Source organism: Bradyrhizobium sp. OAE829 (assembly GCF_040546575.1).
Lineage (GTDB): Bacteria > Pseudomonadota > Alphaproteobacteria > Rhizobiales > Xanthobacteraceae > Bradyrhizobium.
The window spans coordinates 6607021-6626041 of record NZ_JBEPOE010000001.1; the positions used below are offsets into that span (position 1 = coordinate 6607021).

14 protein-coding genes and 1 pseudogene are annotated in these 19021 nt (G+C 61.8%); 8 read left to right on the forward strand and 7 right to left on the reverse strand.

Annotated elements, in window-relative coordinates; all coding sequences use genetic code 11:
- Positions 1-115: 115 nt before the first annotated feature.
- On the forward strand, positions 116-1792 hold the full coding sequence (locus ABIE49_RS31770) for an FAD-dependent oxidoreductase (protein WP_192735032.1): 1677 nt from the start codon (positions 116-118) through the stop codon (positions 1790-1792).
- A 61-nt stretch (positions 1793-1853) separates the two neighbouring features.
- A complete protein-coding gene (locus tag ABIE49_RS31775) occupies positions 1854-2834 on the forward strand; it encodes a Bug family tripartite tricarboxylate transporter substrate binding protein (protein ID WP_192735031.1) in 981 nt (326 codons plus the stop codon).
- A 108-nt stretch (positions 2835-2942) separates the two neighbouring features.
- Here the strand turns inward: ABIE49_RS31775 and ABIE49_RS31780 are convergent.
- The 5 genes and pseudogenes from ABIE49_RS31780 to ABIE49_RS31800 form a co-directional block, all read right to left on the reverse strand.
- A pseudogene (locus ABIE49_RS31780) lies at positions 2943-3914 on the reverse strand (Bug family tripartite tricarboxylate transporter substrate binding protein).
- A gap of 85 nt (positions 3915-3999) precedes the next feature.
- The gene (locus ABIE49_RS31785) at positions 4000-4971 is read right to left on the reverse strand and encodes a Bug family tripartite tricarboxylate transporter substrate binding protein (protein WP_192735028.1); all 972 of its coding nucleotides are present in this window, start codon (positions 4969-4971) and stop codon (positions 4000-4002) included.
- 73 nt (positions 4972-5044) lie between these two features.
- Positions 5045-6778, reverse strand: coding sequence for a thiamine pyrophosphate-requiring protein (locus ABIE49_RS31790; RefSeq protein ID WP_192735027.1), 1734 nt, complete (start codon positions 6776-6778; stop codon positions 5045-5047).
- A gap of 75 nt (positions 6779-6853) precedes the next feature.
- Positions 6854-8455 (reverse strand): FAD-dependent monooxygenase, encoded by a 1602-nt coding sequence (locus ABIE49_RS31795; RefSeq protein ID WP_192735026.1) that lies wholly within the window; start codon positions 8453-8455, stop codon positions 6854-6856.
- Positions 8456-8562: 107 nt separating this feature from the next.
- Positions 8563-9333, reverse strand: a complete 771-nt coding sequence (locus ABIE49_RS31800; RefSeq protein WP_192735025.1) for an IclR family transcriptional regulator — start codon at positions 9331-9333, stop codon at positions 8563-8565.
- Between the two features lie 188 nt (positions 9334-9521).
- On the opposite strand from ABIE49_RS31800, the gene ABIE49_RS31805 reads away from it, so the two are divergent.
- Both ABIE49_RS31805 and ABIE49_RS31810 read left to right on the forward strand, forming a co-directional pair.
- The gene (locus ABIE49_RS31805) at positions 9522-10508 is read left to right on the forward strand and encodes a Bug family tripartite tricarboxylate transporter substrate binding protein (protein ID WP_192735024.1); all 987 of its coding nucleotides are present in this window, start codon (positions 9522-9524) and stop codon (positions 10506-10508) included.
- Between the two features lie 106 nt (positions 10509-10614).
- Complete coding sequence (locus ABIE49_RS31810; protein ID WP_192735023.1) at positions 10615-11820, forward strand: FAD-dependent monooxygenase; 1206 nt, start codon at positions 10615-10617, stop codon at positions 11818-11820.
- A gap of 859 nt (positions 11821-12679) precedes the next feature.
- Here the strand turns inward: ABIE49_RS31810 and ABIE49_RS31815 are convergent.
- Entirely contained in the window at positions 12680-12862 is a 183-nt protein-coding gene (locus tag ABIE49_RS31815; RefSeq protein WP_192735022.1) for a hypothetical protein, read from the reverse strand.
- 229 nt (positions 12863-13091) lie between these two features.
- Here ABIE49_RS31815 and ABIE49_RS31820 point away from each other — a divergent pair, with 229 nt between their 5' ends.
- A complete protein-coding gene (locus ABIE49_RS31820; protein WP_192735021.1) occupies positions 13092-13604 on the forward strand; it encodes a DUF1269 domain-containing protein in 513 nt (170 codons plus the stop codon).
- Positions 13605-13964: 360 nt separating this feature from the next.
- Here the strand turns inward: ABIE49_RS31820 and ABIE49_RS31830 are convergent, their stop codons facing one another.
- Positions 13965-14486: a GNAT family N-acetyltransferase gene (locus ABIE49_RS31830; RefSeq protein ID WP_192735020.1), complete on the reverse strand. Its 522-nt coding sequence runs from the start codon at positions 14484-14486 to the stop codon at positions 13965-13967.
- 151 nt (positions 14487-14637) lie between these two features.
- On the opposite strand from ABIE49_RS31830, the gene ABIE49_RS31835 reads away from it, so the two are divergent.
- From ABIE49_RS31835 to ABIE49_RS31845, 3 genes are read left to right on the forward strand one after another with little or no spacing between them, the layout of a single operon-like run.
- Positions 14638-15738, forward strand: a complete 1101-nt coding sequence (locus tag ABIE49_RS31835) for an AI-2E family transporter (RefSeq protein ID WP_192735236.1) — start codon at positions 14638-14640, stop codon at positions 15736-15738.
- 55 nt (positions 15739-15793) lie between these two features.
- Positions 15794-18022, forward strand: a complete 2229-nt coding sequence (locus tag ABIE49_RS31840; protein WP_192735019.1) for a DUF3141 domain-containing protein — start codon at positions 15794-15796, stop codon at positions 18020-18022.
- Positions 18023-18051: 29 nt separating this feature from the next.
- Positions 18052-19020 carry a phosphate acetyltransferase gene (locus ABIE49_RS31845; RefSeq protein WP_192735018.1) on the forward strand — a complete coding sequence of 323 codons (969 nt, stop codon included), beginning with the start codon at positions 18052-18054 and terminating at the stop codon, positions 19018-19020.
- Position 19021 lies beyond the last annotated feature (1 nt).

The following is a 19021-nucleotide window of genomic DNA, read 5'->3' on the forward strand; positions in this document are numbered from 1 at the left end:
AAAGCTCATGAATTCATAAGTTCTTTCAGGCTTATCTCATAAACGAACCCGTTCTAAAAGGCACCTTGGTCCGCACCGACGGGCAGCGGCAGTCAAAACGAGACGAGGGGAGCGGATGAGGACGCAGGTACTGGTGGTGGGCGCGGGACCGGTGGGACTCACCGCGGCGATGGATCTGGCGTCGCGCGGCGTCGATGTCGTGGTGGCCGAGATCCGGCACGCCGGCGACCCGCCAAGCGTCAAGTGCAATCACGTCTCGGCGCGCTCAATGGAGGTATTCCGCCGGCTTGGCGTCGCCGCAAAACTCCGCGACGCGGGGTTGCCCGCAGACTTCCCGAACGACTGCGCCTATCGGACCACGGCCACGGGCATCGAACTGTGCCGCATCGAAATTCCCGGCCGCTCGACCCGCTACAGCGCAACCGGTGGCCCCGATACGTGGTGGCCGACGCCTGAGCCGCCGCACCGGATTAACCAGGTTTATCTCGAACCGATCCTGTTCAGCCACGCCGCCGCCCAGTCGCGCATCACGATCCTGGCGCGGACCGAGATCGTTGAGATCGCGCAGGATGACCGGGAGGTGGTTGCGCTGGCCCTCGATCTCGACAGCGGCAAGTCGTTCCGTATCGCGGCATCCTTTGCCATCGGATGCGACGGCAGCCGTTCTCTCGTGCGCAAGTCGATCGGGGCGAACCTGTCGGGGACACCGGTCATCCAGCGTGTGCAGTCGACCTATGTCGAGGCCCCGCAGCTCAAGGACCTGATGGGCCCGCACAAGCCAGCGTGGATGGTCCTCTCGCTCAACCCGCGCCGCTCGGGCACCACGGTTGCGATCGACGGTCATGACCGGTGGCTGATCCACAATCATCTGAGGCCCGACGAACCGGAGTTCGACTCAGTCGACCGCGACTGGGCGATCCGCACCATCCTCGGCGTCGACGAGCGTTTCACGTACAGGATCCTGAGCAAGGAGGACTGGGTCGGACGCCGACTGGTAGCCGATCGCTTCCGTGACCGACGAATCTTCATCTGCGGCGACGCCGCGCATCTGTGGATGCCCTATGCGGGCTATGGCATGAATGCCGGGATCGCCGACGCAGTCGATCTTGGCTGGCAACTGGCCGCTCATTTGAACGGATGGGCGCCGGCCGCGATTCTCGACGCTTATGGGGCGGAGCGCCAGCCGATCACCGAACAGGTGTCTCGCTTTGCGATGGACCACGCCGTCGCCATGATGGCGCAGCGAGGTGGTGTATCCAATGAGATCGAGGATGATACGCCGCGCGGGCAGGCCGCGCGTGCCGCGCTTGCCAAGGCGGCCTATGATCTCAACGTCCAGCAATATTGCTGCGCCGGATTGAATTTCGGCTACTACTATGATGCCTCGCCGATTATCGCCTATGACGGCGAAACCCCGCCGCCCTATACGATGGGCAACTTCACGCCGTCTGCGGTTCCCGGCGCGCGTGCACCACATCTGTTTCTGCGCGACGCAACGTCGCTCTATGATTCATTCGGTCCGGGCTACACCTTGATGCGGTTCGATCCGACGATCGATGTCACGCGGTTGCTCTCCGCCGCAGAGGAACGAGGCGTTCCGCTCGCGGTGGTCGAGCTGTCGATTGATGAAGCGAACGGAGCCTATGGCGAGAAGCTGATGCTGGTGCGGCCGGATCAGCATATCGCCTGGCGCGGTCAGGTTGTGCCCGAAAATCCGGAAGCGTTGATTGCACGCATCACCGGTGCGGCCGGCGCGAACGTTAGAAAGGCTGACATAGCACTGCCGGCCTGACTGCGGCGCCGATCGCAGCGATCGGAAGTTTGCTGCTGGAAGAACGGCTTGGGGACGAAACATGTTTCACAGCGGAAAGAATCGTATCCTGGCCGCGCTGGCCGGCGCGGCGCTTGCAGTCCTGCCGTCGCAGGCCAGCCATGCGGCCTACCCGGAGCAACTGATCAAGATCATCGTGACGTTCCCGCCCGGCGGCAGCGCCGATATCGTCATCCGCGCGCTCGAACCGCTGGTTTCGGCCGACCTCAAGCAGGGCCTCGTCATCGAGAACCGTGCCGGGGCCGGGGGCAACATCGGCATGACCGCGGTCGCTCAAGCCAAGCCGGATGGCTACACACTCGGCGTGGCGCCGGCCGGCGCGCTGACGGTGAATCCGCACCTTGGCCCGACGATGCCTTTCGATCCGAAAGACCTTGTTCCTGTTACCCTGCTCGCCGAGATCCCCTTCGTGCTGGTGGCCTCGGAGAAGGTGCCCGCGCGCACGGTGGCGGAGACGATCGCGCTCGCCAGCGCGAAGCCGGGCGAGTTGTCGATCGGTCACGGCGGCAACTCGACCGCAATGCATCTAACCGCGGCCTTGTTCGCGCAGAAGGCCGGCGTTCGGATGGGACTCGTGCCGTATCGCGGGACCGCGCCGGCAACAGTCGATGTGCTGGCGGGGCACGTACCCTTTGCGGTGCTCGACATCCCGGCGTCCAGGCAGCTTATTCTTGAAGGCAAGCTCAACGCGATCGGTGTTTCGTCCGCGCGACGTATTCCGTCGTTGTCCGGCGTGCCCACGCTTGTCGAGGGTGGCATTGCCGGCTTCGAAGCCGTCGGTTGGTTCGGACTGGTCGCGCCAGCTGGTACGCCTGCGGACATCGTGGCCAGGCTGAACGAGGCTTTCGTGAAGGCGTTAAAGGATCCGTCGGTTATCGAGAAGATCCAGTCTCTTGGCGCCGAGCCCGCGCCAACGTCGCCAGAGCAATTTGCACGCTTCATTCAAAGCGAAAGCGCAAAATGGGGCAAGCTCGTCAGCGAGGCTGGAATCAAGGCCAACTAGCAGCAACGAGCCGAGGAAGGTCCTGTTCAATCACGGTCCCCGGCATCATTTGGCCAGCGTCTGCTGGGCTATCCCGAACGTAATGCGTGCAATGGCGCCTCAAGCCATCTACTTCTTCCCCGCTTTTGCGACGACCGTTCCCCATTTCTGCACCTCGCTCTCGATAAATCGTGCAAATTCATCCGGCGCCATTGGCAACGGATCAGAGCCCAGCGCGCGGATCCGCTCGACGATTGCCGGATCCTTCAGCGCTTTCACAAATGCCGCGTTGATTTTCGCGATTGCATCGGCTGGAGTTCCGGCCGGCGCCACAATGCCGAACCAGCCTGTCGCTTCAAAACCTGGGACCCCCTGTTCGGCAAATGTTGGAATACCTGGAAGACGTTGATATCGATGCGCCGAAGAGACGGCGATAGGCGTGATGAGACCGCCCTCGATCGCGGCTATTGCCGATGGAGGATCGATCACTCCGAGCGACATATGCCCGCCGATCAGATCGGTAACTACCGGAGCCATACCGCGATAAGGCACCAGTTCCAGCTTGGTATCGGCCATCTGATTCAACATCTCGGTTGTCAGGTGCATCAACGTGCCGTTACCCCCGTGACCGATTGCAAGCTGGTTTGGCTGCTTTGCCATGGCAACGATGTCGCGAAGCGTCTTTCCCCGCAGCTAATTGGAGGCGGCGAGAATGAAAGGCACTGACGCGAGACCGGTAACGGGCGCAAGGTCCTTGCGCGGGTCATAGCCCGTGTTCTCCTGGACGCCGAGGCTGACACCCAGACCCGCCGCGCCGCCTAGTCCGATCAGATAGCCGTCCGGCGGCGCCTTGGCGACCATGCCGATGGCGATCGCGCCGCCTGCACCCGGACGATTTTCAATCACCAGCGTCTGCCCTAATTGCTGTTCGACGGTCGGCTGTACGATGCGTGCGATTGCATCGGAACTGCCGCCGGCGGGAAACCCGACGACGAGGCGGATCGCACGTTCGGGGTAGGCGCTCGCAGCCATACCATTGCCAACCGCGGCCCACTGGCATGCGAGTACGATCGCTATCACTCCCCTTGATACGCTTCTCATGGTCCCTCCCGATGTTTGTTATGAGGCCCGCACGCCAGCCAACAGATTGGATCCGTCATTGTGCCGGCAGCCCGTAGATGACGGTCTACTGGGTTATCTTGATATTGCCGGCGCGGGCGACCGCTCGCCAGCGTTCGAGATCCGTCGCGATGATGCGAGAAAATTCCTCCGACGAATTGCCGACGGACTCGATGTTGAGCGATTGCAGGCGGGAGATTACGTCCGGCAAGCGCGCGATGCGGACGAATTCCGCCTCCAGCTTCCTGACAATGTCGGGTGGCGTCGCGGCGGGCACGAATATGCCGCTCCACAACACCGCTTCGACGTCAGCGCCCGCTTCCTTCATCGTTGGCACATCAGGCAAGCCGTCCATCCGCTTCGGTGCGGCAACTGCCAGCGCGCGGGCAAGACCGCCATTGACCTGGCTGGTCACCGGTCCGGAATCGGCGATCGTCGCGGTCACCTCGCCGGAGATCACAGCGGTGACGGAATCGTTGGCGCCCTTGTAGGGGATCATCTGCATCGGCGCGCCGGTCTTCTGCTTGAAAAGCTCGGTTGCGAGTTGGAAGGCGGCGGAGGAACTCGAATAATTCGCCTTATCCGGATTCGCCTTGGCGTAGGTGACGAGATCGGCCAACGACTTGAACGGCGACGCCGCGTTGACGATCAGGATCAGTGGAAACGAGCCAAGCTCGGACACCGGGGTGAAATCCCGCATCGTGTCGTAACTCAGCTTCTCGTAGACAGCCGGGTTGATCACCATGGCGCCGCTGGCACCGACCAGCAGCGTATAGCCATCGGGTGCAGACCGCGCGACGTATTCGGTGGCAAGGATCGCACCCGCGCCGGGCTTGTTTTCAATGATGACCGGCTGGCCGAGACTTTCCGACAGTTTCTGTCCGACGATGCGGGCGATGATGTCGTTGCCGCCGCCTGCCGTGAAGCCGACGACGATACGGATAGCGCGGGTCGGATATTTCACCTCGTCGGCAGCTTGCGCGAAACCGGAATAGCTTAAACAGATGGCGGCAAGCGCTACGCGGCTGAAGTTCTTCATGATTTCAATCCTTCCAAGACAGAGTGCATGGAAATGCGCAATTTGGGTGCCGGCGAACAAACCTGGATTGCCGCTAGAGCGGTGTGATTTCGACATGCAGGACGGCAGAGATGCCACTGTCGACGGCAGCGAGGCAGCGATCGACCGCGGCGGCGAGTTCATCCGGCTCGCCGACGAATTCGCCATGTGCGCCGAAGGCGCGGCCAATGTCGGAGAAGCGTCGTTGCTCGCCCTGCCGACCTGAGCGCAGTTGCGATTGAAACGAATCGGTCTGGGCGGCGACGCCCTTCGGATAAACTCGCTGTACCGATGATTTCACCGCCTGCCAGCCGCCATTGTCGAGCACCACCGTCAGAATCGGAATTTGATATTGCTGGGCGACCGCGAATACCGAGTCTGGCGACGAGAAGTGAAACGCGCCGTCGCCGATAATCTGCACGATGCGCCGCTCCGGCTTCGCCAGCTTCAGCCCCAACGCCATGCCGCCGCTAAAGCCGAGCCCTCCACCGGCAAGGCCGACATAGCTGTGTGGCTGCGTGCGACGGATCTGCTCCTGCACCAGCGGCGCATTGCGGATCGCTTCGTTGACGACGATATCGTCCTGCGACAACGCACGGTTCAAGGTTGCGAACAGATAGGCGGCGCTGAGCGCGCCGGGCAGGCCCTTGTTCTCAGCTGCAGTTGCGCGGCGCATCGCCGCTGCATCGCGGGTAGCGCTCCAACTGGCGATGCGCTCGGTGACGCGCTTGCGATAGAGGTCATCGGCGCGCGCCTCGACCACCTCGAGCATCTGCCGCAGAACAGTCGCGCAATCGGCTTGGATCCTGATGTCGGTCGGGAATCCCCACATCGGGAAATCCGACTTCAGCGGATCGATGTCGATCTGGATCCAGTCGATGGCTTCGACGCGCTTGGCGTATTGCGGCACAAAAGGCACGTCGGTATCGAGCAGCAGCCCGACGTCGGCCTGTTCCAGCAGGGGCATCGGATCGAAACCGGCAAAGCAGGGCGAATCCTGCGAGATGTTGAGATCGATCGAGTTGAACTCCGCGATCCGGATGCCGCAGGCAAGCGCGAGGCGTTCCAGCGCCGACACAGCATCCGCATTACGCCCGAGATAGGCCGTCAGTGCGATCGGATTTTCCGCGGCCATCAGCCGCGTGGCGATGGCCTCGACGCGGGCCTGGTCGATACCGCCGACCGTCACGCCGCCATAACGCGCGGGGCGATAGGCCGGCATCTGCGCCTCGTCCCATTCCTCGGCCAGCGTCTCGCGCGGCAGCATCATGTAGACGGGCCCCGGCGGATCGCTGTGCATGAAGGCGCCGGCGCGGGCCAGCGCTTCCTTCACGACGACACCCGACGGCAACGAGTATTCCCATTTGACGTAGGGCCGCACGATGCTGGCGATGTCGAAGGGATCCTGCACAAAATGCACATAGGTGTCGCGCGATCCGGTCAGTTCGCCATGCAGCGTGTAGGGCGCACGCCCGGCGAACAGCATCACCGGCAGCCGATAACGAAACAGGTTCTGAATGGCCATGCAGGCATTGGCCGTTCCGGCATCGACATGCACGAACACCGCCTGTCCCTTGCCGGTGGCCAGTGCGTAGCCTCCGGCCATATGAACGGCGACGATCTCATGCGGGCAGAGGATGATCTCGGGGTGCTTGCGGCCTTCGCGGTCCCAGCGCGCGATCTCCTCGATCAGCGAGACATGATCGGTGCCGAGGTTGGCGAAGATATACTCAACGCCGAGGTCGACGAGCCCTTCGAGGAAATAATGCGCGGCACTGTGACTGCTCATACCCTTGATTCCCTGTGTTTCCTTGCCGGCTTTCGGCTTTTGTTTTCTTGTTTGACGACGGAGCTGGCGCAGGCGTCAGGGGTGGCCGCCGATCATGCTGCGGACAATACTGGCGGCGTCCGTCACCTCACCGTCCGATGTCCAGGCGATGAATTGATCGGGCCGGACCAGGACCAGCGTCGCTTGGTAGAATTCCCGGCTTTCCGCGCTGGCGTCCCTGATCAGCTTGAGCGGCACTCCGCTGGCCTCGGCGGCGCGCTGGATTTCAGCGACAGCGACGTCCGGCGCGCCGAAATCGAGCAGCGTAAAACCGGCGCCCAGCTCCTCGAAGACGTTGCGGCCCGACCCGAGCTGGCGCGGCGCCAGGTGATGTCCGGCCCGGGCTGCGAATTCATGCGAGCCGATCGCGCTGCAGCTGGCGCCGGGCGGACCTGCGACGATCGACGATCCCTCGTAGTTCGGCTCGAACGAACTGACCTCGGAGCGCGCACCGGATGAGCGCGCCTGCCATTCGGCTTCAAATGCATTCCTATCGATCGCGGGGTCGAAATTGGCCAGGAAATCCTTGTCGCTTTGGATCGCCTTTTCGATGAAGTCCCGTGCGGTTGACACGAACACCGGCCGCCGTTCCTCGCCGTAGGTGTCCAGCAGATTTGCTCCGGCCCAGCCCTGCAGTGCTGCGGCAAGCTTCCAGCCGAGATTGGCGGCGTCTTCGAGGCCGGTGTTGATGCCGTAGCCGCCATAGGGCGGATGGCCATGCGCGGCGTCGCCGGCGATAAAGACGCGCCCGATGCGATACTGATCTGATATTGCGACGCGCAGATCCCAAAAGCCGGTGTGTTCGAATTCGACGTCGAATTCCTCTCCGACCGCTGAATACAGATAGCGGCGGAAATCGAAATTGTCCCTGGTGGTGCCGAGAGGCACCGGCGCATGGAAGAACCAGGTGGTGCCAAGGTCGACGCGCCCGAAGAATTGCCAATAGCCCTTCAGGTCGGGATGCAGCACATTGTAGAATGACTTGTTGGGGAAGCGTTCGAGCAGTCTGTGCAGGCCGGTCGAGCGGAATACCAGCAGCACCATCAGCCGGTCGTGATCGGACAGGGTCTGGGTGATGCCTGCCGCGTCGCGTACCAAAGAGCGACTGCCGTCACAGCCGACCACATAGTCTGCCCGCAACGTGCGACGATGACCGCTGTTGCGCTCGGTTATCGTCACCCACACGCCATCTGCGTCCTGCTCGATGCCGGCGGCGCTCCAGCCGAAGAATGTCTCGACGCTTTGCAGCTGGCTCAGGCGATGCCGCAACACCGCTTCGGTGGCATATTGCGGCAGCCGTTCGTTGTCGGTGAAGTAATAGGGCCGCACCAACTCGCGCTGCAGCCAATCATACTTGTAACCGCTCAGCAGCGTGCCGTAGGAGGTCATGCCGCCGATGCCGTAGTCGCGCGGTATGGTCCGCGCAGCACGAAGTTCCGGCTCCGCGCCCCAGAAGTAGAAGTGCTCCAGCGTGCGCTGGGTCAGGTTCTGTCCCTTCGGGATCTGCTGCGGACTGCTATGGCGCTCGATCAGAATGCACCTTACGCCGCGCTGGCCGAGTTCGATCGCAAGACCAAGACCAACCGGCCCGCCGCCAACAATGACGACTTGCGTTGTGATGGCGGTGGGCGTGTTCATCCTGGCTTCTTGCTATTGGCGTGAATTTTCTACCCGCCGGGTGCGAGCGGGCGTGCAAAATGAGAACAGGACTGCCGCCAAGTCAAGGTTAATCTCACAATATAAGATTATGATCTAGTTTTTGGCTGTGTGGAGGTCTGATCGACCGAGATCTGGAGCGCCACGCGCCGGACCTCGGCACCGATCTGATCGATCAAGGCGCCGGTCACCAGGCTGCCGGAAATGGTGACGCAGACGCTGGCGATCGGATAACGGCGGTCGTCGAAGATCGGCGCGGCGATGCCGACCGCGCCGGGCGTGACCTCGCCATAGGCGACGGAAAATCCGGCTTTGCGAACCTTCTTCAGGCTTTTCAGGACGTCCTCGGCGGTGTCGCCGAGGCCGACCGAGCGTAGGTCGGCGAGGTTGCGCTCGACCAGCGGCAGCAGCTGCGGTCGCGGCAGAAACGCCATGATCGAGCGCGCGATCGCGCCGCGCCCGAGCGGCATCGGTCGTCCGCGAGGATAGGAACTGATCGGGTTTTTAGCGGAAGATTCGGAGACCACGCACAGAATCTTGTTGCCGTACCAGCGTAAAACCATGGCGGTGCAGGAATAAGCCGCAGTCAGTTCTTTCAGATGGGGCACGCCGTGCAGCACCAGCGCGTCGGAGCGGCGCGTCAGGTAATCCATCTCGACGACCTTGGGTCCCAGCGTGACCCCGGAGTTGCGGCTCGACATCAGGAAGCCGGCGTCCTTCAGGATCTTCAGATAGCGGTACAGCGTCGGCCGACTATAGCCGAGCTCGCGCATCAGATCTTCGGGCATCCATTCCAGTCGGTCCTCGGAAAACACCTCGAGAACCGCCAGTACCCGTTCCAGACTGTTCGTTGGCTTCATGCCTCGGGCCGCATGGTCTGACATCGCTCCAATTTCGGCCAGCGGCCCGCCGCGCTTTGCTCAGCTCACATCAGATACTTTTTCCGGTTTGGCGGAATCAAGCTTGAACTGGTAGATGATCGGTTCATAATCTCATAATAAGAGATTTTGTGCTAGACGCCACCCGTTGGCGTGGATGGGGAAACATCGTGACGATCGATTCTGCAGGCTGGACGCCTTCACGCCGCACATTGCTGGGAATTCTGGTCACGGCTCTAGCCCCGCTAAACGCGGCGCATGGGCAGTCGCAACAAACAATCCGGGTCAACGTCCCGTTCTCGCCAGGCACAGGTCCCGATCTGCTCGCGCGCATTCTCAGTGAAGAATTGCGGCAGCGATGGAATCAACCCGTCATCGTCGAGAACAAGCCGGGTGCAAGTGGCAACATTGGCACAGATGCAGCCGCGCGCGCAGCTCCCGACGGCCACACGCTTCTGGTGACCGTCAATACCTTCGTAATGAATGCAAGCCTCTATCGCTCGATCCCCTACGACCCCGAGAAGAGTTTTGAACCGATCGCGGAGATCGCGACCGGCGTACTTGCGCTCGTTGTTCATCCTTCGCTCAACGTCGCCACGTTCCCGGAATTGATCGCACTTGCTCGCAGCAAGCCGGGGGAAATCAATTATGCTTCCCCCGGCCGAGGCACACCACAACATCTCGCCATGGAGCTGTTGAAGCTGACGGCGAAGATCAACCTGACACACATTCCGTACCCCAGCTCCGCCGGCGCCGTGAAAGACCTCGCGGGCGGACACGTCTCGGCGATGTTCATACCGATCCATACCGCGCTTCCTCTCGCGGAAGCGGGGCAAATTCGCATCCTCGCCGTAGGCAGCCAGGCTCGGGCGCAGCGTGCGGCGCAGGTGCCGACGCTTGCCGAACTTGGTGTCACCGATTTCGATGTCGATTTGTGGTATGGGGTGCTGGCCCCGGCCGGTACACCGAAGGCGATCGTTGACCGCTATAATGCGGTTTTCAATGAGATACTGGCCCAGCCGGGCGTACGCGAAGTGCTCGACCGGCAAGGCTTGATCGCTCAAGGCGGTCCGCCTGAACGATTGGCAGAGCTGATCGCCAAAGATCGCCTGCGCTGGGCCAAAGTCGTGAAGGATGCCCAGATCACTTCGGAATAGCTTTGAACGAGATTCACCGAGGCTTTCTCGCGTAGGCATTGAGGCAAAGTCGCCTCAGAAGAACGACTGCTTTGGCGCAAAAGCATCCATAAGAGGGTAGCAAGCCGTGAGAAACGCCGGAAAACCCAAAATCATCGTCGCCGGCGGCGGCATAGGCGGGTTGACGGCAGCGCTTTCGCTCATCAAGCGCGGCTTCGAGGTCGAGATTTACGAGCAGGCGCCGATCCTTCAGGAGATCGGGGCCGGTGTGCAGATCAGCTCCAACGGTATGCTTGTCTTTCACGAACTCGGCCTCGCTACCCGCGTCATGGAAGAGGCCGCGCATCCGGAGCGGCGTGAGATTCGGATGTGGAATACCGGCCAGGCCTGGACCGCTTTCGATCTCGGAACCGTGTCGGTACAGAACTATGGTCACCCCTACGTCACGATGTTCCGGCCGGACCTGCTGGGTATCCTGTCGAATGCGGTGACGATTGCTGCTCCCGGCGCGCTTCGTCTGGGACGTAGGGCCGTGGGATACGAGACCGCAGGAGACCGCGTCATCCTGCGGTTCGACGACGGCAGCACCGCCGAAGGCGACGTGCTGATCGGCGCCGACGGAATCCACTCCGTGATCCGTGCAGGACTGCATGGTTCGGACAACGCCGAATTCACGGGCCTCGTTGCGTGGCGCGGCGTCATCCCGACGGCGAACCTGCCGCCTCGCCTGGCACGTTCGGTTTCGTCGAACTGGGTCGGGCCCGGCCGTCACGTCGTGCAGTATCCCTTGCGTCGCGGAACGCTGATGAACTTCGTCGGCGTGGTCGAACGCGAGGACTGGCACGAAGAGTCCTGGACGACACCGGGTTCGCATGCGGACATGCTCGCCGACTTCGCCGGGTGGCATGAAGACGTGCAGACACTTATCGCAGCCATTCCCCAACCGTACCTCTGGGCATTGAAACTGCGCCATCCGCTTCCGTCATGGTCGGTGGGGCGCATCACGCTGCTCGGCGACGCCTGCCATCCGACGCTGCCATTCCTCGCGCAAGGCGCCGTCATGGCGATCGAGGACGGCTACATCCTGTCCCGCGCGCTCGAGGCGCACGGTACGGACGTCGCCGCGGCATTCCGCGCCTATGAATCGGCGAGGTACGAACGCACGTCCCGCGTCGTTAACGGGTCGGCCGAGAACACGAAACGCTTTCACAACCCGTTGCTGGGAGATCCGGCGACGGCACAGGCCTATGTGGAGCGCGAGTGGGCGGAAGACCGTCTGCGAGAGCGATACGACTGGTTGTACAGATACGACGCTACCGCCGTCGCGGTGTGATGACGTCGACTGAGCCGGTCCAGCCAAATGCGAGGACACTTGCGGGCGGACATGCCGCCGAGACCCGTGACCCCGCCGCCGGTCACGGGCGTCAATCCGGGCAGTTGCCGGGAATGTCGCTCAACATCCGTCCGGACGACTTACAAACCAAGCAGGCACTCGTGAGGTATGACGGCATGCCCTGGAACCGGTCGGTTCTCACCAGACGCGTCGGCTGTCCATCGCTGCGCCCGTAGTTCTACGGGAATGATGTGGCCCGCAAACCACAATTGCCGTGCGAGCGCTCAACACAGTCGCCCCCGCGATTGCGGCGGACCGAACGAATCAACTAGACCGCAAACGGGGCTGGGAAGCGGAGTACTAGTATGAGAGTAGCTTCCCTAGAAAGTATATTGACGGCGGCCACGCTGGTATCGGCCGTCGTTGTCGTGGTGTGGGGGATGAAGATTTTCTACGGCACGTAGGCGTGAACTACCGTCCGACAAGCGACCTCCGGCCAAGAAGAGGTTCGTGGCAATGACATTACTTCCGCGGCGGCGGAAGCTTCCTTCTCGAACTGCCAAACGTTTGTAGGGCAGCATGACGTACTGATCCTTGTTCGAAGTCTTCTTGCGAGAAAAATCAGTTCAAGAGGGCTTTCTGGTTTCAACCCTCATGCATTTCAGCTCCTTTTTGATGATCGTAGCCTTGGCCGTACTGGGCGTGCAGCTGGCCTATACGCTGTATCAACTGGTCACGTTCGTGCTCTAATCGGAAATTGCATGGCAGCTCCGCAGGTTAGCGGAACAGGCCGTTGTCCGATGTCTTCCATGACGCCTCATATCTGTGGGCCGCGTCGATTGCACTGCAGTTCGCGGCGTCAATCACGCTTCGAACGTCCCGACTGCCGGTCCAGGCGAAGTCGTTGCGCCCTCAAGCGCTTTATCTCTTCATCGAGGGCGTCCATTTCCTCAGTGCGTCGCACGTCCCTGGATTTCGGCGCATCGGCGCTGCGCAGTTTTTCGAGTGCTTTCTCGACGGAGAGTTTAGGTGTTTCAGCCATGGCTAACCCCATATCCGGGCGATAATTTATCGCGTCGATCGATGGCGAAGCGTACTGCCTCAAATCCAGCGCAGGGTTTGATCTAGATCAACATGAATTGTGGAGCGCTGATGCGGTTTCCGCGCAGTGTCCCCTCCCTGAAGGGGCCGGCTGCGCTTAGTTCCTTGATGTAAATCAACAGGTCAGCGGTCACAGTTCTCCATTTGCTTGGAAAAAGGAGAATGGACCAATGAGTGACCTCGTCGTGATTGCGTTTCCGACGGAAGCAAAGGCAGAGGAAGTTCGGCAGAAACTGCTGGCCATGCAGAAGGAGTATCTGATCGAATTGGGCGATGCGGCGATTGCCGTGAAGGATGCTCACGGAAGCATCAAGCTCAATCAACTGATCAACACCACGGCTGCCGGTGCGGTGTCCGGGACGTTTTGGGGTACGCTCATAGGCCTGATCTTTCTGATGCCGCTGGCCGGTGCCGCCCTAGGCGCGGCCTCGGGCACGCTCGGCGGGTATCTGACCGATGTCGGCATCGACGACAAATGGATGAAGGAAACCGCGGCTGCCATTCAGCCCGGGACGGCGGCGCTGTTCGTGCTGGTGCGGAAGGTCACCGCGGACAAAGTGCTCGAGGGGCTCAAGGGTGAAGGTGGCACGGTTCTGAAGACGTCTCTTGACCATACCAAGGAAGCGGCGCTGCAGGCGGCCCTGGCCGGAGTCCTGGCGGCTGCTCCGTCAGCGCCTTCCTGAGCGCATGACAGGCGTGGCATGCGACTGAATTTCCGCGGCTGGTCTGTTGCGGTTCTGGCTCTTGTTTCTTGTGCGTCACCGGGAGCGATGGCGCAGGTCCTTACGCCGTTCCGAAGTGAATCCCAGGCGCAGCGTCATTGTCCGGGGGAGACGATCGTCTGGCTCGATTTCGGAAGAGGGCGCTATTACTTCAAAGGCCAGAGGCGCTACGCGTCGGGAACTACCGGCAGCTTCGTATGCAGGCATGAGGCCCGGGATAGCGGCTATCGACGTTCGCGCCTGGGATTGAGGTAGGCTCCGCGCCGCAACTCGCCGCGTGTTCTGAAGCCAGTTTCAGCGCGACGCCGCGGTGCGTGAGCCCTAAGCGAGCTTTAGCGACAGATGGATGGCCTGCGGGTCGCGGCGCGAGCCAGGCCTGAAGCCGAATTTTCCGAATACTTTTATCATCGCTGCGTTTTCGGGCAGAACTTCTGCCGTCAATTCCTGCAATCCTCCATCTCTGGCGAGCTTGACGAGATGACGCATCAGGATCGAGCCGACGCCGCGTCCCTGCCAGGCATCGATGACGACAAACGCCATCTCGGCGCGCCCCGGTTCGAAGACAATGTACCGGCCACCCCCGACGACGGCCTTGCAACCTGCTCCTTCGGCGAGCGCGACAATTGCGACGTGATTCTTGAAATCGATGTCCATGAAGAAGGCGCGCTCCTTGTCCGAGAAGTGGCGCTTCATTACGAAGAAGCGACGCTGCAGCGATTGGGCGCTGGTGTTTCCGACCGCAGCGAGCATGTCGGCTTCATCCTCCCGCCGAAGGGCGCGGATTTCGATTTCGCCGCCGTCGCGGAGACGTTCGCGTGCGGCGTAGTTGATGGCCTCGGACATGGCGTCTCGCATGCTGGCGGACAAACTGGCCGTCTCGTCTGCCGATGAAGCCGTCACCGGCCTGCATTGGTTTGATCTGGATCAAGACAATTGCGCAGGCGCGGCCGGTAGCTTGGCGACAGCATGCCCGCTCCCAGATGAAGGCGCGTCCTTGAAAACTCTTCGCCAATATTTGCCCGGAGACGATGTCATCCAGCTCGTGATCCGGCTTGGACTGCTTGCCTTCCTGATCTACTGGACGTTCGTTTTGATCCGCCCCTTCGTGCCGATCCTGACATGGAGTATCGTCCTCGCCGTCGCGCTCTATCCCGTCTTTGGCGCACTTTCCCGACTTCTCGGGGGGCGCCCGAGGCTCGCGGCGACAATTCTCACCCTGATCAATCTCGGCATCGTTATTGGGCCGGCGACCTGGCTTGGCTTGAGTGCTCTCGACGGAGTGAGGGAGTTCGCTGGTGGTCTGGGTGCTGGTAACCTGGTGGTTCCATCGCCGCCGGCGGCCGTCAAGGATTGGCCGCTCATCGGTCCCCAGCTTTACGAGTTCTGGGCCCAGGCTTCCAACAACATTCGATCAGCGCTGCGCGAGGTTGCTCCCCATCTGAAGCCGGTGGCCGGTACGTTGCTCGCGTTCGCCGGCAATGCCGGTGTGGGTACGCTACAGTTCCTCCTGGCGGTGGCGCTGGCCGGGTTTCTGTTTCCCTACGGCTCGCAGCTCGTGGCGGCGGGCAGGGGATTTCTCTTTCGCATCGTGCCCGAGCAGAGCGAGCATTTCCTGGAACTGGCGGGGGCAACCATCCGCGCGGTATCCCAGGGCGTCATCGGCGTCGCCATCATCCAGTCTTTGCTGGCCGGCATCGGGTTCAAGCTGGCCGGTATTCCGAGTGCGGGCCTGCTGGCCTTCGTGGTGATGCTCCTGACGATCGTGCAGATCGGTGCGGCAATCGTCCTGCTTCCTGTCATCATCTGGATCTGGTTCGACAAGGATTTCACCACGGCGCTACTGCTGACGCTGTTTCTCGGCATCGTCGGCGTGCTCGACAACATCCTGAGACCGCTGGTGATGGGGCGGGGCCTGACAACGCCGACACTCGTCATCTTCGTCGGGGTGATCGGGGGAACGCTCGCGCACGGAATTGTCGGCCTCTTTATCGGACCGATCATTCTCTCGCTCGCCTGGGAACTGACGGTGGCCTGGATACACGCCGATCGCGCGGCCGCAGCGTCACTGCCGGTTGATCGTCGAACGTTGACCTAAATCAACGTTCCCTGGCGCAAGACCCGTTGAATGAAGCAGACAATGAGGTCCGAATATGTCGACAGACACTGCAACGTCAGCAGGCGGCCCCATCTCAGGGCTTGTCGCTTCAGCCGTAGAATACATGGTCGATGCCGGACAAAGGAGCGTTCTCTTCCTTGACGTCATGCGTCAGCGCGGCGACCAGTACCGGGAACACCTTGCCCAAACCGCACCGCATGTTCTGCAATATTCGGCTGAACTGATCATCGACGGCCGCAAGCTCGATGAGCCGGTCAATTATGCGCTCGTGCGCATCATACCGCCCAAAGACGTCGAGATCGATCTCGACCGCCGACCGTTCATCGTGGTCGATCCGCGCGCCGGGCATGGTCCGGGAATTGGCGGGTTCAAGGCGGACAGCGAAATCGGCGTCGCGATGAAGGCGGGTCATCCCTGCTATTTCATCGGCTTCCTGCCGGAACCGATGCCTGGACAGACAATCGAGCGCATCGCGCGTGCCGAGGCTGTCTTCATCGAACAAGTCATCAGCCGACATCCGCAAGCCGACGGCAAGCCGTGCGTGATCGGCAACTGTCAGGCCGGCTGGGCCGTCATGATCCTGGCGTCGCTGCGGCCGGAGCTGTTCGGGCCCGTGATCATCGCCGGCGCGCCGCTCGCCTATTGGGCGGGTGTGCACGGCAAATACCCGATGCGCTACTCCGGCGGCCTTCTGGGAGGAAGCTGGCTGACCGCGCTGACGAGCGATCTCGGAGCCGGCAAGTTCGACGGCGCCTGGCTGGTGCAAAATTTCGAAAGCCAAAACCCGTCCAACACGCTGTGGACCAAGCAGTACAACGTCTACTCGAAGGTTGATACCGAGGCCGAGCGATACCTCGAATTCGAGCGCTGGTGGGGTGGACACGTCAACCTGAATGCCGAGGAGATCCAGTTCATCGTCGATGAACTGTTCGTCGGCAACAACCTCGCCGCCGGCCGGATTCAAATGTCCGACGGACAGATGGTCGATCTGCGCAATATCCGATCACCGATCCTGGTCTTCTGCTCCAAGGGCGACAACATCACGCCGCCGCAGCAAGCGCTGGACTGGATCCTCGATCTCTATGCCGACGTCGATGAAATCCGGACCTACGGGCAGACGATCGTCTATACGGTTCACGAAAGTGTCGGCCATCTCGGCATCTTCGTTTCCGGCGGCATTGCCAAGAAGGAACACGCGGAGTTCTCCAGCAACATCGACCTGATCGACGTGTTGCCGCCCGGGCTCTATGAGGCAACTTTCGAGGCCAAGGGTGACGATACCACAAGCGCCGATATGGTCGTCGGCCAATGGGTGATGCGCTGTGAGGCGCGGACGCTTGACGACATCCGCGCCATGGGCGGCAATTCGCCCGAGGATGAGCGGCGTTTTGCTGCAGCCAAACGCGTGTCCGAGATCAATCTCGCCGCCTACCAGAAGTTCCTCCAGCCGTTGATCAAGCGCCTGGTGACACCACAGATGGCGGAGTCGATGCGCAATCTGCACCCTCTGCGGATGCAGTACGAGGCGTTTAGCAGCCTGAATCCTTTCATGTCCGCGATCAAGTCCCTTGCGGAGAGGGCGACTGAGGAGCGCAAGCCGGTGTCGACGGACAACCCGTTCATGGCGTTCCAGGAGCAATTCTCCAAGCAGATCGTTCATGCGCTCGACAGCTGGCGTGATTCGCAGGAAGCGCTCAGCGAGGCGATCTTCCTTGCCGTCTATGGCTCGCCGGCGATTCAGGCGGCCGTCGGTATCGATCCGCAGTCGGTACCGTCGCGTCGGCAGGAGATGTCGGCCAAGCACCGCCAGATGCTGGAGGCCCGGATCGCCGAGCTGAAATCCAGGATCGGCGAAGGAGGCCTTCGGGAAGCGGCACTTCGCGGCCTGCTCTATGTCGGGTCGGCGCGGGGCATGGTGGACGAGCGCAGCCTCGAAGCGCTGCGCAACGTCCGCCGAAACGACAAGGGTGCGCGGCTGACACTGTCCGAGTTCAAGACACTGGTCCGCGAGCAATTCTTCATGCTGCTGCTGGATCGTGAGAATGCGTTGGCGGCCATCCCGAAAATGTTGCCGGACAATGCCGACGCCCGGCGTGCGGCCTTTGCCGCAATCCGCGACGTGCTGTCCGCCAGCGCCGCGATATCGGGTGAGGTCGCCAGCCGCCTGCGGCGTGTCGCCGAATTGTTCGGCGTCGACGCCACGGAAATGTTGGAGAGGACCTCCAACGTTGCCCCTTTCGATCCCAAGGCGAAGGCTTCGTAACGAAGGTTGGAAGAGATCGGAGCAGGACCATGAGCACGGCGGCCGATTCGAGCGGAGCGCGGTCTCCCAGCAAGTATGACCGCTTGATCAAAGCGGCCCAGGCTGTGCCGGCCGCTCGGACCATCGTCGTGCACCCCTGCGATGAAACCTCGCTACGCGGCGTCGTCGACAGCGCCGCAGCAGGCATCATCCGGCCGGTGTTGGTCGGTCCCGAAAGGAAAATCAGGGATACGGCCGGCAAGAGCGGCCTCGACATTTCCGGCTTCGAACTCGTCGATGCGGCTCATAGCGAGGAGGCCGCGGCAAAGGGCGTCGAACTCATTCATGCGGCCAAGGGCGAAATGCTCATGAAGGGCAGCCTGCATACCGACGAATTGATGCGAAGCGTCACGGCCAAAGTGGGTGGCCTGCGAACCGACCGCCGGATCAGCCATGTGTTCGTGATGGACGTGCCGGCCTATGCCGAGACGCTGTTTGTAACCGACGCGGCCATCAACATCTTTCCCGACCTCGATGCCAAGCGGGACATCATCCAGAACGCCATCGATCTCTATACGCAGGCCGGCTTCGGCAGATCACCGCGTGTCGCAATCCTGTCGGCGGTCGAAACCGTCACCGGCAAGATCCCGTCGACGATCGAGGCCGCGGCGCTCTGCAAGATGGCGGATCGCGGGCAGATCACCGGCGGCGTGCTCGACGGACCGCTGGCCTTCGACAACGCGATCGACATGGAAGCGGCTCGGATCAAGGGAATCAAATCCGAGGTCGCCGGCCGGGCGCAGATCCTGCTCGTTCCCGATCTCGAAGCCGGCAATATGCTGGCGAAGAATCTGGCTTACTTCGCCAAGGCGGATAGTGCCGGTATCGTGCTCGGCGCCCGGGTGCCGGTCGTCCTGACGTCGCGTGCGGACACAGCGCGCGCGCGGATGGCTTCCTGCGCGGTGGCCGCGCTTTATGCACATGCAAGGCGCCAACATGCGCCGACAGTTGCCGCGTGAT

What these genes read in the sequence shown, in the direction of transcription:
- ABIE49_RS31770 (WP_192735032.1), top strand. Translation starts at nt 116, where the DNA reads ATGAGGACGCAGGTACTGGTGGTGGGCGCGGGACCGGTGGGACTCACC.
- ABIE49_RS31775 (WP_192735031.1), top strand. Translation starts at nt 1,854, where the DNA reads ATGTTTCACAGCGGAAAGAATCGTATCCTGGCCGCGCTGGCCGGCGCG.
- ABIE49_RS31785 (WP_192735028.1), bottom strand. Translation starts at nt 4,971, where the DNA reads ATGAAGAACTTCAGCCGCGTAGCGCTTGCCGCCATCTGTTTAAGCTAT.
- ABIE49_RS31790 (WP_192735027.1), bottom strand. Translation starts at nt 6,778, where the DNA reads ATGAGCAGTCACAGTGCCGCGCATTATTTCCTCGAAGGGCTCGTCGAC.
- ABIE49_RS31795 (WP_192735026.1), bottom strand. Translation starts at nt 8,455, where the DNA reads ATGAACACGCCCACCGCCATCACAACGCAAGTCGTCATTGTTGGCGGC.
- ABIE49_RS31800 (WP_192735025.1), bottom strand. Translation starts at nt 9,333, where the DNA reads ATGAAGCCAACGAACAGTCTGGAACGGGTACTGGCGGTTCTCGAGGTG.
- ABIE49_RS31815 (WP_192735022.1), bottom strand. Translation starts at nt 12,862, where the DNA reads ATGGCTGAAACACCTAAACTCTCCGTCGAGAAAGCACTCGAAAAACTG.
- ABIE49_RS31820 (WP_192735021.1), top strand. Translation starts at nt 13,092, where the DNA reads ATGAGTGACCTCGTCGTGATTGCGTTTCCGACGGAAGCAAAGGCAGAG.
- ABIE49_RS31830 (WP_192735020.1), bottom strand. Translation starts at nt 14,486, where the DNA reads ATGTCCGAGGCCATCAACTACGCCGCACGCGAACGTCTCCGCGACGGC.
- ABIE49_RS31840 (WP_192735019.1), top strand. Translation starts at nt 15,794, where the DNA reads ATGTCGACAGACACTGCAACGTCAGCAGGCGGCCCCATCTCAGGGCTT.
- ABIE49_RS31845 (WP_192735018.1), top strand. Translation starts at nt 18,052, where the DNA reads ATGAGCACGGCGGCCGATTCGAGCGGAGCGCGGTCTCCCAGCAAGTAT.